This window comes from Novacetimonas hansenii, from assembly GCF_014843995.1.
Taxonomy (GTDB): domain Bacteria; phylum Pseudomonadota; class Alphaproteobacteria; order Acetobacterales; family Acetobacteraceae; genus Novacetimonas; species Novacetimonas hansenii.
The window spans coordinates 1,783,384-1,797,836 of sequence record NZ_CP062147.1; the positions used below are offsets into that span (position 1 = coordinate 1,783,384).

The 14,453-nt window shown below is 60.3% G+C and carries 13 protein-coding genes; 5 read left to right on the plus strand and 8 right to left on the minus strand.

Features of this window, described 5'->3' with window-relative positions:
* The first annotated feature begins 39 nt into the window (after positions 1-39).
* Positions 40-2,175, plus strand: coding sequence for an ATP-dependent DNA helicase RecG (gene recG / locus IFJ82_RS07920; protein ID WP_192266400.1), 2,136 nt, complete (start codon positions 40-42; stop codon positions 2,173-2,175).
* A 129-nt stretch (positions 2,176-2,304) separates the two neighbouring features.
* Here recG and acuR read toward each other — a convergent pair whose 3' ends face one another.
* The gene (acuR, locus tag IFJ82_RS07925; RefSeq protein WP_062808870.1) at positions 2,305-2,973 is read right to left on the minus strand and encodes an acrylate utilization transcriptional regulator AcuR; all 669 of its coding nucleotides are present in this window, start codon (positions 2,971-2,973) and stop codon (positions 2,305-2,307) included.
* Positions 2,974-3,394: 421 nt separating this feature from the next.
* Between acuR and IFJ82_RS15895 the strand changes: the two genes are divergently transcribed.
* The gene (locus IFJ82_RS15895; protein WP_075596166.1) at positions 3,395-4,078 is read left to right on the plus strand and encodes a cold-shock protein; all 684 of its coding nucleotides are present in this window, start codon (positions 3,395-3,397) and stop codon (positions 4,076-4,078) included.
* A 106-nt stretch (positions 4,079-4,184) separates the two neighbouring features.
* Here the strand turns inward: IFJ82_RS15895 and smpB are convergent, their stop codons facing one another.
* From smpB to IFJ82_RS07950, 4 genes are all read right to left on the minus strand, one after another.
* Positions 4,185-4,682: an SsrA-binding protein SmpB gene (gene smpB, locus IFJ82_RS07935; RefSeq protein ID WP_003620036.1), complete on the minus strand. Its 498-nt coding sequence runs from the start codon at positions 4,680-4,682 to the stop codon at positions 4,185-4,187.
* Positions 4,683-4,686: 4 nt separating this feature from the next.
* Positions 4,687-5,577 carry a 4-hydroxy-tetrahydrodipicolinate synthase gene (gene dapA, locus IFJ82_RS07940; RefSeq protein ID WP_003620035.1) on the minus strand — a complete coding sequence of 297 codons (891 nt, stop codon included), beginning with the start codon at positions 5,575-5,577 and terminating at the stop codon, positions 4,687-4,689.
* A gap of 170 nt (positions 5,578-5,747) precedes the next feature.
* Positions 5,748-6,656: a prephenate dehydratase gene (locus tag IFJ82_RS07945; RefSeq protein ID WP_003620034.1), complete on the minus strand. Its 909-nt coding sequence runs from the start codon at positions 6,654-6,656 to the stop codon at positions 5,748-5,750.
* The gene (locus tag IFJ82_RS07950) at positions 6,653-7,429 is read right to left on the minus strand and encodes a 3-deoxy-manno-octulosonate cytidylyltransferase (RefSeq protein ID WP_192263647.1); all 777 of its coding nucleotides are present in this window, start codon (positions 7,427-7,429) and stop codon (positions 6,653-6,655) included. The genes IFJ82_RS07945 and IFJ82_RS07950 overlap by 4 nt, the downstream gene beginning before the upstream one ends.
* 135 nt (positions 7,430-7,564) lie before the next feature.
* Here IFJ82_RS07950 and IFJ82_RS07955 point away from each other — a divergent pair, with 135 nt between their 5' ends.
* The 3 genes from IFJ82_RS07955 to serA all read left to right on the plus strand — a co-directional run bounded on the left by IFJ82_RS07955 (position 7,565) and on the right by serA (position 10,250).
* Positions 7,565-8,074, plus strand: a complete 510-nt coding sequence (locus IFJ82_RS07955) for a c-type cytochrome (protein ID WP_003620032.1) — start codon at positions 7,565-7,567, stop codon at positions 8,072-8,074.
* Complete coding sequence (locus IFJ82_RS07960) at positions 8,074-8,868, plus strand: inositol monophosphatase family protein (protein WP_192263650.1); 795 nt, start codon at positions 8,074-8,076, stop codon at positions 8,866-8,868. Before IFJ82_RS07955 ends, IFJ82_RS07960 begins: the two co-directional genes overlap by 1 nt.
* Before the next feature lie 116 nt (positions 8,869-8,984).
* A complete protein-coding gene (gene serA, locus IFJ82_RS07965) occupies positions 8,985-10,250 on the plus strand; it encodes a phosphoglycerate dehydrogenase (protein WP_192263653.1) in 1,266 nt (421 codons plus the stop codon).
* Between the two features lie 155 nt (positions 10,251-10,405).
* On the opposite strand, the gene IFJ82_RS07970 is transcribed toward serA, so the two are convergent.
* From IFJ82_RS07970 to IFJ82_RS07980, 3 genes are read right to left on the minus strand one after another with little or no spacing between them, the layout of a single operon-like run.
* Positions 10,406-12,688 (minus strand): xanthine dehydrogenase family protein molybdopterin-binding subunit, encoded by a 2,283-nt coding sequence (locus tag IFJ82_RS07970; protein ID WP_192263656.1) that lies wholly within the window; start codon positions 12,686-12,688, stop codon positions 10,406-10,408.
* Complete coding sequence (locus IFJ82_RS07975; RefSeq protein WP_192263659.1) at positions 12,681-13,673, minus strand: FAD binding domain-containing protein; 993 nt, start codon at positions 13,671-13,673, stop codon at positions 12,681-12,683. The genes IFJ82_RS07970 and IFJ82_RS07975 overlap by 8 nt, the downstream gene beginning before the upstream one ends.
* A complete protein-coding gene (locus tag IFJ82_RS07980) occupies positions 13,670-14,356 on the minus strand; it encodes a 2Fe-2S iron-sulfur cluster-binding protein (protein ID WP_192263662.1) in 687 nt (228 codons plus the stop codon). The genes IFJ82_RS07975 and IFJ82_RS07980 overlap by 4 nt, the downstream gene beginning before the upstream one ends.
* Positions 14,357-14,453: the final 97 nt, after the last annotated feature.

Sequence of the window (14,453 nt, forward strand, 5' to 3'; positions counted from 1 at the left end):
CGTATGTCAGCCCGGACGACCTGCATGCCAACCTGCCGGATGAACAGCCGCGTGTCACCCTGCCCCCCTGCCCCCTCCTCCCCGGACGTCATGCTTCTGGCCCCCCTGTTCGCCAGTGTGGGGACGTTGCCGGGTATTGGCCCATCGGTCGAACGCCTGATCGCGCGTGCGGCGCGGGGGGATCGCGTGATCGACCTGCTGTTTCATCTGCCTGATGGTCTGGTGGACCGGCGTTACCGCCCTCAGCTTGCTGTGGCGGAGGCGGGGCGCGTATGTACGTTCCATGCACGGGTGGTGCGGATCATCGCCCCCGAAAACAGCCGGGGCCGCAAGCCATGGCGGATTGTGGTTGGTGACGGGACGGGTCAGGCCGAACTGGTCTTCTTTTCCCCCTATCAGGCACAGCGGTTGCGGGTGGATATGCAGATATGCGTATCAGGCATGCTGGAGCGGTTCGGTGATCGGCTGAGCATGCCGCATCCCGATTACCTGGTAATGGGGGAACAGGAGAATACGATTCCCCTGCTTGATCCCGTATGGCCGTTGACCGGTGGCCTCTTTCCCCGTCAGTTGCGCACCGCCCTGCAGGGGGCTTTTGCCCGTTTTCCGGATCTGCCTGAATGGCTGGACCCCGAAATGGTGCGCAAACGCAAATGGCCGACGTTTGAGCAGGCTTTGCGCATCATGCACCGCCCGTCGGATTTCCCCGACCTGATGGAAGGGGAACGTTATGCCGCCGCCAGCGAACGCGCGCGCGCGCGCCTGTCTTATGACGAATTACTGGCGATGCAGATCGCGATGGCGCGCGCGCGGATCGATAACCGCGACCGGCCTGGCCGGTCCATCATTGGCACAGGTGCGTTGCGTACGGTGGCCCTGTCGCGATTTGGTCATGAACCCACCACGGCACAGATCCGTGTGCTGGAGGAAATAGGCCGCGACCTGCGTGCCCCCCATCGCATGACGCGACTGCTGCAAGGCGATGTCGGGGCGGGCAAGACGCTGGTGGCGCTGCTGTCGATGCTCTGCGCCGTGGAGGCCGGACATCAGGCGGCGATGATGGCACCCACCGAAATCCTTGCGCGCCAGCATCTGGCGACCTTCCAGAAGCTTTCCCCCGTTCCCGTGGCGTTCCTGAGTGGCTCCGTCAAGGGGCGTGCGCGCAAGCAGGCGCTGGAGGCCATTCGCACCGGGGCGGCTCCCCTTGTCATCGGGACGCATGCGCTGTTTCAGGATAAGGTCGAATTCGCTGATCTCGCATTGGTCGTCATTGATGAACAGCATCGCTTTGGCGTGGCGCAGCGTATGATGCTTGGTGAAAAGGGCGATCGGACCGATGTGCTGGTCATGACCGCCACGCCCATTCCCCGTACCCTGCTGCTGACGCAGTGGGGGGATATGCAGGTCAGCCGCCTGGATGTGAAACCGGCGGGACGCAAGCCCATACGCACCTCGCTGCATGCCCTATCGGCCATGCCGGAACTGGTGGCGGCCGTCCGCCGGGCGCTGGCGCGTGGGGCGCAGGTTTTCTGGGTCTGCCCTCTGGTATCCGAAAGCGAGGCACTCGACATCGCCGCAGCGGAGGCGCGTCATGCGATGCTGAAGGAGTATTTCGGCGATCTTGTAGGTCTGGCCCACGGGCAGCAGGATATCGCCGTGCGCGAAGAAGCGATCAGCGCCTTTGCCGAGGGGCGGACACGTATCCTGGTGGCCACCACGGTAATCGAGGTCGGGGTGGATATCCCGTCAGCCACGGTCATGATGATCGAGCATGCCGAACGTTTTGGTCTGGCGCAGCTGCATCAGCTTCGTGGTCGGGTGGGGCGTGGACAGGCAGACTCCTTCTGCCTGCTGCTGCATGATGGTCAGTTGGGGCAGACCGCGCGGCGGCGTCTGGCGTTGTTGCGTGATACGGAAGACGGGTTTGTCATCGCGGATGAAGATTTTCGAATCCGTGGTGGCGGCGATCTTGCGGGGCACCGTCAGTCGGGGCTGCCGGATTTCCGTATGGCAGCCGGTGTGCATGTGGAGCAGTTATTACGCGCCGCGGCGCAGGATGCACAACGCGTGGTGGACGGCACCGCACCAGCGGTGCACAGGCGCGACGCGGCGATTGCCATATTGCTTGAACTCTTCTCACGCACCGATGCGCAGCGGATCATGAAGGCAGGGTAAAATAAGACGGGGTGAAAATCCGGACCCAGAGCATTTCCACCGGAAACCGGTTCGGTAAAACTGCTCCAGCTTATTGTTTTTACGCGCATCTTCACCTGTTTGAATGCACGCATTCAAACAGGATCTGCCCTAGCCCTTCAGGTCACATCCGGCCTCCACCATTTCGAGGAAGATTTCCGAAAACAGGCTCATCGGCCTGACCGAGCGTTCAAGACGGGCGCGCAGGATTGCCCCTTCCCACCCGATCCAGAAAAATTCGGCCCAGCGCTGGCAGATATGGCCACAGGCAGGAGAAGGTGTATCAAATGCTGCCGTCAGGCATGTGGCGACCCGGCATTCCCATCCCGCCAGCACGGCGCGCAGTTCCTGATGGAACGAAGTTGGCAGGATAGCCAGTTCCTGCCCCAGATTGCCGATCAGGCAGCCACGTGTGTAGTCGAAACGTATGATTCCCGTTTTTGCGTCCTCCACGAAATGGCGCAGACGCTGCACTGGGGGATAGGTGTCATCATCCAGCCACCGGGCGAGTTTCGCATCGAAATAACAGGCATATCCCCTGATGACCGCGATCCCAAAATCTTCCTTGTTTTCAAAGTAGTGGTAAAATGATCCCTTGGCGACACCTGCCCCGCGCAGGATATCGTCAAGGCCACTGGCACCGAATCCCTTTTCCGTCAGTGCGATGATTCCCGCCTGTATGAGTTGATGGCGGATGTCCTGCTGTTCGGAAATGTCCTTGGGGGGGCGTCCGCGCCCACGTACCTTATGGGGGGCGGGTGGTAGGGTCGTCGGGTTCATGTCAGGTATATTCCCTGCTTCTTATAAATGCTTGCTTGGCATGCGTCAGGCACATGCCAAGCACATGCCCATGGCCGAGATGGCGCGGGATGCGCGCACGTGACGCCTGATGCCATGGAAACGGCGCAGGGGCAGGTGGGTTCTGGTGGGGGCAGATGTCTTTGCGATCCCTTGCTTTGTCACAAAAATGTTTGAACGTGAAAAATGCTGTGGAATCCGGCCACCGGAATATGCTTTAGATATTGGTGATACCGATGCGATTCATGCTAGGGTCAAAGACAGGACAGAGAATGTTTCCCGGCGGCCCGCCTGAACTGCGGTCATGCCAGACAGGCAAAACTCTATTCTGCGAACAAAGCGTTTCCATATCGGCGGCTTCCCGTGACCGGGACCCGCCACCTAGACCTCGGGATTACGACCGTTGAGAAGTAACAGGACCGACCGCAGCTCCCGCTCCCCGCGCCGCGGCGGATTTGACGATGATTTCATGTCGGCACCGTCATTCAATGACCGCGCCAGCAGCCCTGCCGCCCCTCGTCGCCCCTTTGCCGGCAGCGGAGGCCCGCAGATCGTCGCATCCGGGCCGGAGATTGGTGCCACTGTCAAGTGGTTCAATAGCGAAAAGGGCTTCGGCTTTGTCGAGCTGTCGGATGGATCGGGCGATGTGTTCCTGCATGCAAATGCACTGAACCCCACCGGTTTCGAGACGGTTTCCCCCGGCAGTACGCTTGTCGTGCGCATTGGTCAGGGCCCGAAGGGCCGCCAGGTCGCCGCCGTGGTGTCCGTTGACGAAAGCACCGCGCAGCCGGAACGCCCCCGTGGTTTTGGTGGTGCACCGCGTGCTGGCGGTGGCGGGTTCGCCCGTTCTGGCCGTCCCGCCCCTGACCTGTCGCAGGCGCAGGACATGCGTGGCATTGTGAAGTGGTACAACGCCACGAAGGGCTTTGGCTTCATCACGCCGGAAAGTGGCGGCAAGGATATTTTCGTCCATGCATCCGCGCTGGAACGTTCCGGCCTGACCAGCCTGTCCGAAGGCCAGACGGCCAATGTGCAGGTGGTCGAAGGCCAGAAAGGCCCCGAAGCCGCTGCAATCAGCGTTGATTGAGTGTTGGATGGCATGATGTGAAAACATCATGCCGCCCGGCATAAGGAAACAGGGCCTCCCATAACGGGACGCCCTGTTTTTTTATGTCGTGTTGTAACCGGTCAGATCAGTCTTCCCGCCCCTTGTTACGGATCAGGCGGGCTTTGTCACGTTGCCAGTCACGTTCGGCAATGGCATGCCGCTTATCCGCTTTCTTGCGTCCCTCCCCTATGCCAAGGGTCAGTTTGGCAAGACCGCGGCTGTTGAAGTGGATATCCAGCGGCACAAGGGTCACGCCATTGCGTGCGCTTTCGCCAAGGAGGCGGTCAATCTGTTTGCCATGCAACAGCAGTTTGCGTGGCGCACGTGGTTCAAAGCGGGACAGGACCCCCCCCTGATATTCTGGGATATAGCTGTTGAACAGCCATAACTCCCCATTACGTTCGGCGGCGTAGGCCTCTGTAATGGTCGCACGTCCCATGCGCAGGCTTTTGACCTCTGGCCCTTTCAGGACCAGTCCTGCCTCAAGCGTTTCCAGAATCGTATAATTGAACCGGCCCTTGCGGTTCTGTGCTGCGATTCCCGTAGAAATCATCCCGCTGCCATTTTTCTGTTTCGCTGCCATGGGGTCAGTCCAGCAGTCCTGCGGCGGACATGGCATCCTTGACACGTGCGCGTGATGCATCGCTCAACGGGGCAAGCGGCAGGCGGCAGGTTTCCCCCATCAATCCCAGCACGCTGGCGGCGAATTTGACCGGGACGGGATTGCTTTCACAAAACAGGGCGTCATGTACCGGGAAAAGCCGGTTGTGCTTTTCCATGGCTTCCATCACCCGCCCGTCACTCCACGCGGCCTGGATTTCGGCGCATTGTGCCGGTGCAATGTTGGAAGTCACGCTGATGCAGCCATCGCCGCCGGAAGCAAGGAACGCCACCGCCGTGCCATCTTCACCCGAAAGCTGGTTGAACGGCTTGCCCACCGTTTGTTGCGTCTGTAATGGGCGCAACAGGTTCGCCGTCGCATCCTTGACGCCAATGATGTTGGGATGCTTTGCCAGGCGTGCCATGGTTTCCACGGATACGTCGATCACGGAACGTCCGGGAATGTTATAGACGATGACCGGGATCGAGATCGCATCGGCAACCGCCATGAAATGACGGTACACTCCTTCCTGCGTGGGTTTGTTATAATATGGTGTCACCACCAGTACCGCAGCCGCACCGGCGGATTGCGCATGCAGGGCCATCTTGATGGCTTCGGCTGTGCTGTTGGATCCTGCTCCTGCCAGGACAGGGACGCGGCCATTGGCGGTCTTGATGGTGAATTCGACCACCTGCGCATGTTCATCGTGCGACAGGGTCGGGCTTTCCCCTGTCGTGCCCACGGGAACCAGTGCGGAGGTTCCCTGCTGTATCTGCCAGTCGATGAAACGCCCCATGGAGGGCAGGTCCAGCGACCCATCCTGGTTCATTGGCGTAATCAGGGCGGTAATGGAACCCTTGAACATGGTTGTTTCCACTTTGTTGGCAGGTCCTGTCCGCCCCGGCGTAAGGGCCAGGTTGAAAGATGAATGCGACAGGCCTGAATTTTGTCTCGGTTACGGGGCGGGGCATGGACCCGGCCTCTATGATCCCCTGATATGGGTATGGGGCGGGCGGATGGCAAAGCATCCGCGGGCGGGGCATGCTGTCATTTCATGACGGGCGTTCCGGTCCGGGCCGTATCCGCCGCGTCATGGTCCCTGTTCGCCTGATCCGTGGTCCTGCGGCGGAAGGGGGATGCGCGATAGACCCCCAGCAGGTCCACCTGCTCTGCAAAGAAAGACAGTTCGCGCAGTGCCGCCGCCAGGGCGGGGTCATGGGGATGCCCTTCCACGTCGAGCAGGAATTGCGTCGCCGCGAACGACCCGTCAAGCATGTAGCTTTCCAGGCGTGTCATGTTGATGCCATTGGTGGCAAAACCGCCCAGCACCTTATACAGCGCCCCGGGCTGGTTGCTGACGCGAAACAGCACCGTTGTCATGCATTCGGGCATGCGCGCGGGCAGGTCGGGGGGCGTGCGTGCCGCGATGTAGAAGCGCGTCGTGTTATGGGTTGCGTCCTCCACATTGCGACGCAGGATGACAAGCCCGTTCAGGTCAGCCGCCAGTGACGATGCGACGGCGACATCTTCCTTGCGGCCCCAGCCACGGACAAGTTCAGCAGCGCCGGCCGTATCGAATTCCACCACCGGCTTCAGGCCTGTTTCCTTTATCAGGCCCCGGATCTGCGCCATGGCGACAGGATGGGTATGGACGCGTTTCGCATCATGCAGGGTCGCGCCGGGGATTCCCATCAGGCAGTGTTCGATGCGCAGGAAATGTTCGCCAATGATGAACAGGTCGGATTGTGGCAGCAGGGCATGGATATCTGGCACCCGTCCCGCCAGGCTGTTTTCACAGGCCAGCATCGCGGCGTCCGCGCCGCCTTCATGCACGGCGGCAATCGCCTCGGCAAAGGTTTCACACGGCAGGGTTGTCCAGCCCGGACGGGCCTGCCGACAGGCAAGGTCGGAATAGGCGCCGAATGTGCCCTGGAATGCGATGATGCCCCCGGTCATGTGAGTGCCTGTGCCTGTGCCTGTGCCTGTGCCACGTGCATCGTGGCAGTCGCGGCGGCGCGTGCGCGTTCAAGGTCGGCAGGGGTGTCCACCCCGAATGGCGCATGCGCGATCCGTGCGCATCCGATCTGCATCCCCGCCTCCAGCGCGCGAAGCTGTTCAAGGCGTTCGCGGTGTTCCAACGGGGATTCCGGGTTGCTGACGAAATGCTGCAGGGCCGTGCGGCGATAGGCATAGATGCCGACATGGTGCCATAATGGCCCCTGCCCCCATGGAATCGCGACACGGGAAAAATACAGGGCGCGTGCCGTATCGGCGCCATCGGCAAAAGCACAGGCCACCTTCACCACCGAGTCAGCGGCGGCTTCGTCAGAGTCCTGCACGGGGGCCACCAGTGTTGCGATATCGGTGGCGGCCTCATGCAGTGGCAGCAGAACCTTGTGCAGGATATCGGGCATGACGCCGGGCAGGTCGCCTTGCAGGTTGATGACCGTGTCATGCCTGCCCTGCGGGTCAACTCGTTGCAGTGCCTGCCATACCCGGTCGGAACCCGATGGCAGGTCTGGATCGGTCATTACGGGATGTCCCCCCGCTTGCTCCACGGCCTGCGCGACAGCGGCATCGCAGGCGGCGACGACCACCGGGCCGATTCCGGCCAGTGTGGCGCGTTCAAGGACATGCGCAATCATCGGGCGTCCGGCGATATCCGCCAGTGGTTTTCCGGGCAGGCGTGATGACGCCATACGGGCCGGTATTATGACAATCGGGTTCATGAAATCTGGTTTTGGCCCATCGGTTCATCAAGGCGACACGAAACGTGCAAGCTTGTGGCTGCTTCACACAAGCGGCACGGCAGTTTAGGTAATGAAGCAAAGTCATGCAACCGCGCACGAAAGGCGTCTTTATTCATGAACAGCATGCGGGTTAACCAGGTGGGGGCAGCGTTCCTGATCGCAGCGGTGGCGTTTGGGGGCAGTTGGGGTATGGGCAACCTCCTCGTGCCACATCGCGCGGCGGCCCAGACGGCGGTTCCCATGCCGCAATCCACCCCCGATGACGGGCAGGACCCGCCGATCGAGACATTGCTGGCCCACGCGGATGCGGCCAAGGGGCATGAGATCGCCGATCATCAGTGCGCGATGTGCCACAGCTTTGCCCCGCATGGGCCGTCCATCATCGGTCCCGATCTGTTTGGCGTTATGGGGACGCATATCGGTGATATTCCCGATTATGAATTTTCCGAAGCCCTGAGCGCGCACAAGAAGGACGTCTGGACCCCTGCCCTGCTGGCGGAATGGCTCAAGAAACCTGATGCCTTTGCCCCGGGCACCAAGATGGCCTTTCCTGGAATTACATCGGCAACAGACCGGGCCAACCTTGTCGCCTATATCCAGACCCTTGTCGAAGAGAAGAACTGATGTCGGACCCGCTGGCGCAAAAGACGCAGTTTCTTGCGGCGGCACAGGCGGCGGCCGATGTTGCCGCATGTATTGTGCGGCCGTTTTTCCGTGCGGGGGTTCGCGCCGATGACAAGGCCGACGCCAGCCCGGTGACGATTGCCGACCGTTCCGCCGAACGTGCGATCCGCGCCGTCATCGGCGAACGTCTGCCCCATCATGGGATCATGGGGGAGGAGTTCGGTACGGAACAGCCCGACGCGGCCTATCGCTGGGTGATTGACCCGGTTGACGGGACGCGTGCTTTCCTGACGGGGCGTCCCACCTTCGGTACCCTGATCGCGCTGCTGCATGATGGCGTGCCGGTACTGGGCATTATTGACCAGCCCATTACCGGTGAACGCTGGATCGGTGTGCGGGGGGAGGCAACGCGTTACGTCTCACGCCTTGCGGGACAGGCCGGGACACGCCTGTGCCCGTCACTGGCGCAGGCTGAACTGTCATGCACCGCGCCTGAAATCCTCGAAGGTGATTACCGCCCACGGTGGGAGGCCCTGTCGCGGGCGGTCAAGCGCGTGAGCTGGGGGGGGGATTGTTACGCATATGGCCTGCTGGCGTTGGGACAGGTGGATATTATTGCCGAATGCACCATGAAACCATGGGATTGGGCCGCCCTTGTCCCTGTGGTCGAAGGTGCGGGCGGTCGCATGACGGACTGGGCCGGGCGCACGCTCCGGCTTGATGGTGATGGCAGTGTCCTCGCCATCGGCAATCCCGCCCTTATGGACCAGGCACGTCGCCTTCTGGCGAAATAGTACGTTTTCCTGACTTCCCCGCCCTCTAATTCCCTGCCCTGCATCATTCCTCCCTAGCCATGCGCCAAGCAATCGGATAGGGCATCCCTTTGATCGAACAAGCGTGAGTACTCCACATGACTCATCCCTCCGTCGGCCACCTTTCCCTGTCCAAGGACAAGATTCGTATCCTGCTGCTTGAAGGCGTGCATGACAGTGCCGTGTCGCTTCTCAAGGAAAACGGGTATGAAAACGTAACCCGCCTCAAGACCGCGCTTGAAGGCGAAGCCCTGCGCAAGGCGCTGGAGGGGGTGCATATCGTCGGTATCCGGTCGCGCACGCAACTGACGCGAGAAGTGATCGAGAGTGCAGACCGCCTGATCGCCATTGGCTGCTTCTGCATCGGGACCAACCAGGTTGACCTTGTGGCCGCGCGTGAGGGGGGAATTCCCGTCTTTAATGCGCCATTCAGCAACACCCGCTCTGTCGCCGAACTGGTGATGGGCGAGATTGTCATGCTGATGCGCCGGATATTCCCCAAATCGGTGGAATGCCACGAAGGCGTATGGAAGAAGTCAGCAACGAACAGTTGGGAAGTGCGCGGCAAGACGCTGGGCATCGTGGGGTATGGGTCCATCGGTTCGCAGCTTTCCGTGCTGGCCGAGGCATTTGGCATGCGCGTATTCTATTATGACGTGATCGACAAACTGGTGCATGGCAATGCCCATCCTGTCGCCACGCTGGAGGAGCTGCTGGGACTGAGTGATGTCATCAGCCTGCATGTGCCCCAGACGCCGGAAACGGCGAACATGATTGGCGAGGCGCAGATCCGTGCGATGAAGCCGGGATCATTCCTGATCAACAATGCGCGCGGCAATGTTGTGGATCTCGCCGCGCTTGCCGCGGCGTTGAAGGATGGCCACCTGCTGGGTGCCGCGATCGATGTGTTCCCCAAGGAGCCAAAGGCTGCGGGCGAAAGCCTGGAAACACCGCTGCGTGGGCTGGATAATGTCATTCTGACGCCGCATATCGGGGGGTCAACCGCCGAGGCGCAGGAACGTATCGGTCAGGAAGTCGCCCGTAAGCTTCTGGATTATTCCGACATTGGCTCCACACTGGGGGCCGTCAATTTTCCTACTGTGCAACTGCCGGAAAACCCGCACGGCACCCGTTTCATGCACGTCCATACCAACGCGCCGGGTGTGATGTTGCAGATTAACGAAATCTTCTCCCGCGAGGGCTGCAACGTCACGGCGCAGTATCTACAGACGGCGGGTGAATTGGGGTATGTTGTCGTAGAAGCCGATACCGGCAGGGATGTGGAAAAGGACAACCGCATCCTGAGCAAGCTGCGTGATCTCAAGGGTACGATCCGTGCGCGCCTGCTCTATCAGCAGCGCTGATTCTGGGTGAACCATATCGCATGAAAGGGGGGCACGTCATTGCGTGCCCCCTTTTTTAATACCGACATGTAGTGATCAGAAAATCATTTATTTCGTAAGGAATTTTCAACAAAATACTTTCTGGCGCGATTTATTTTTTAACAGTCCTTTATGACTCAGGCTGGCATTTCCGGCAGATGTGGCAGCAGCCGGTCAATCGTGATGGGAAAGTTGCGCACGCGTATGCCCGTGGCATTGAATACGGCGTTGCCAATTGCCGCTGCCGCGCCACAGATCCCGACTTCGCCCAGCCCCTTGATATGTAGTGGGTTGGAAACCGGTTCATCTTCCGCGATCATGACAACTTCCATATCAGGCATGTCAGCATGGGTGGCGATGTGGTAATTCGCAAGGTCATGGGCCGTGAATTGCCCCGTGCGTGGGTCGGGTGTGTTTTCTTCGTGCAGTGCGTTTGAAATTCCCCATATCATACCCCCCAGAAGTTGCGAACGCGCGGTGCGGCTATTGAGGATGCGGCCACATGCGAAAACGCCGAGCATCCTGCGCACCCGTACCTCGCCGGTTATGGCGTTAACGGCAACTTCGGAAAAATGCGCACCAAACGAAGCCTGCGACCATTTCAGGGAGTTCGGGTCTGCCGTGATTTCGCCGTGGGCCTGCATGCCATGGGGAAATACGCGTTCCAGGAAGCTGGAAAGGGATTCATGTCGTCCCCCTGCGTGAAGGCTGCCTGCGTCAAGCTGTATGGCCTCCATCGGCTGTCCATACAGGGGGGAGTGTTCATCACGGATGGATGCCTCCAGTAACAGGGTGCGCAGATTTTCGCAGGCACGCAGGACGGCTGATCCCGCGCTTTCGGCCCCGAATGATCCCCCCGAACCCGGTGCGGGGGGATAGGTCGTGTCCCCCATTTCCACACGGACCTGCGTGAGGGGCAGCCCCATTGTGCCAGCGGCGATCTGTGTCAGGATGGTCTGGGTGCCGGTTCCGGGATCGGTCATCGCCAGTTGAACCGTCAGGTTCGCCCCCGCATCAATATGTGCCAGCGCCTGACAGGGTTTGAGCAGGTTATAGCGCATCGCGCATGCCATCCCCATGCCCATCAGCCACTCCCCTTCCCTTACCTGCCCTGGTCGGGGATTGCGGGCTGTCCATTTGAAACGCCTGGCCCCTTCTTTCAGGCATTGTCGTAGATGTCGGCTGCTGAAGGGTCTGTTTGCGGTCAGGTCGGTGGGAGTATCGTTGAGCAGACGAAGTTCGAGAGGGTCCATCCCCAGTTCGTGCGCCAGTTCGTCCATGGCGCATTCCAGCCCGACCATACCGACTGCATCACCGGGGGAGCGCATGGAATCTGAACGTGGCAGGTCAAGGTGATTGAGGTGTGCATCCGTGCGTATGGCGTCCGCACGATACAGGCCACGCGTGATGGTGGTTGTGTCCTCCACGAAATTATCGAACGAGGCACAATGTGACAGTGCATCATGACAGATGGCGCACAGGCGGCCCGTCCGGTCCGCACCGATGCGCACTGTTTGGCGGGTGGCGGTGCGGTGGGTGGTTGCGGAAAACATCTGTGTGCGTGTCATGCCCACCTTGACGGGCGCGCCCAGCATGCGTGCGGCGAGTGCGGCAAGGATCGCATCGGCGAAATATGGCAGCTTGCCCCCAAATCCGCCGCCCACATATGGGCTGAGGACGCGCACATGATGGGGCGAGATTTGCAGGGTTGCGGCAATGCCCATCTGGATTGATACAAGGTTTTGCGCGGATGTATGCAGGATCAGGCCGTCTTTGTGCCACATCGCCGTTGTGGCGTGGGGTTCCATCTGGGCATGGTTCTGGTGTGGCGTTTCATAAACCGTATCCACCCTGACGGCGGATCTGGCAAAAGCTGTATCAAAATCGCCATAATCCGTATGGGCGGGTTTGAACCCATTGAGGAATTCCGGCTCTGTCGCGGTACTGGAGTCGAGTACCACCGCATGTGGTTCGCTGTCATAGCGCACATCGACGGCCATCGCGGCGGCGCGTGCCTGTTCAAATGTATCCGCCACGACAAGGGCCACGGGTTCGCCATAATAATGGACATCAGGACCGCGCAGCACGGGTTGCGCACGTGCAAATCGGTCCTTGGCGCGCAATGGTCCCCATGGGGCCTGGGGTGGGGCATTATCACTGGTCAGGACGAGGTGGACCCCCGGCATGCCCCGTGCTGTCGCGGTCAGGGTGGCAGTGATACGTCCTCGGGCGATTGTTGATAGTACCATAACCCCCACAAGCGGGTTGGCAGCTGCACCCAGTGTGGACGCATCCAGTTCATAGGCATAGCGGGCCTGCCCCGTTACTTTCGGTGTGCTTTCCACACGGCGTATGCCCGCGCCGATCATCGGGATCGCAGAGGAAATCTGGTCGGATGATCTGGGGGGAAGGTCAGTCATTTTCATCCTCCCGCGACAGGATGGTCAGAACCTGCATCAGTGTCCGTCGGGCAAGGGGAATTTTGAAATCATTGTCGCCATGGCCTTTGGCACCCGTCAGGGCAATATCAGCTGCATGCGACAGGATTGCAGGCGTGGGCTGTTGTCCCATGAGGGCTTGCTCGGCCGTCCCAATGCGCCATGGCCGTGGGGCAATGCCGCCAAAGGCAAAGCGGGCCTCCTGTATATATCCCTGCCGGACCTGCACTATGGCTGCGACTGAAACCAGCGCAAACGCGTAGGAGGCCCGGTCGCGGACCTTGCGATAGGTCTGTCGCCCTATCGGCGTGGGCGGGATCATGATCGAGGTGATCATTTCATCGGCTTGCAGCACCGTTTCCATATGTGGTGTATCACCGGGCAGGCGATGGAAGTCAGCGATGGGGATTTCACGTCCCTGCCCGTTTGCCCGCCGGGTGCATACCCGTGCATCAAGCACGCATAACGCCACGGCCATGTCGGATGGGTGAACGCTAATGCACTGCTCACTGCCACCAATGATGGCGTTCATCCGGTTGCCACCCCCCATTGCGGCACACCCGCTGCCGGGATGTCGTTTGTTGCATGCTGCCGCCCGGTCGTAAAATGCGACACATCGTGTCCGCTGCATCAGGTTGCCGGCAGTGGTTGCCATGTTGCGGATCTGTCCCGATGCCCCCGCCACGATGGCATGGGACAGTACGGGATAATGGTGCAGGATATGGGGGTGCGCCGCCACGTCGGCATTGGTGGTCAGTGCACCGATATGCGTGTTACCTGCGCCATCGGTCGTAATCCCGCGTAATTGTGCAATACGGTTGATATCTGCCAGACGGTCGGGCTGCATCACCTGCAGTTTCATCAGGTCAAGCAGGTTGGTACCACCGGCCAGAAGCGTGGCCCCTGTTGCCCTTTCGCGTGTCGCGGCTTCGGTTGTGGTGGGACGGACATAGGAAAATGGTTTCATGTGGAATGTCGCGCGACATCAATGATTGCGGCGTGAATATTGGGATAGGCACTGCACCGGCACAGATTGCCTGCCATGCGTTCGCGCAGGTCCGCGGGGTCGAGGTGGGGAGGATGTTCCCTACGTTCCATAGTAACCATGCTGGGGAAACCTGCCTTCCATTCACGCAGCATGCCGATCGCCGAACAGATCTGTCCCGGCGTGCAGTATCCGCACTGAAACCCGTCATGTCCAACGAAGGCCTGCTGCATGGGGTGCAGGTGCCCTTCTTTGCACAAGCCCTCAATGGTGATGACCTGCGCGTCGTCATGTGATGCGGCAAGCGACAGGCACGACAGAACCCGTTTGCCATCAAGCAGGACAGTACAGGCACCGCATTGCCCGTGGTCACATCCCTTCTTCGTGCCGGTCAGATGCAGATGCTCACGCAGCAGATCGAGCAGCGTGGTGCGTGTGTCAACTGCAAGGTGATGGGAAGTGCCATTGATTGTCAGGCGGATATCCACGTCATGCTGCATGATGTCATTCGTGACCGGATTCATGTGATCCCGGCCATGTGCGGACAAACCTGCTGCCCCGGCCGATGGGGTATTCAACAGTCCCGTCACCGCCGCCCCTGCCTGCAAGACAAGGCGGCGTGAAAGGGGAACATGGATGGGACCGGCGCATTTACGGGGTATCATGATGTCTGGTCATGGCCTTTCATCGTGGCGGAAAATGCGGGGGCGTTACAGGTTTTAAGACCGTGACGCGCCAAAGGTTGCGATTATATATGGGATG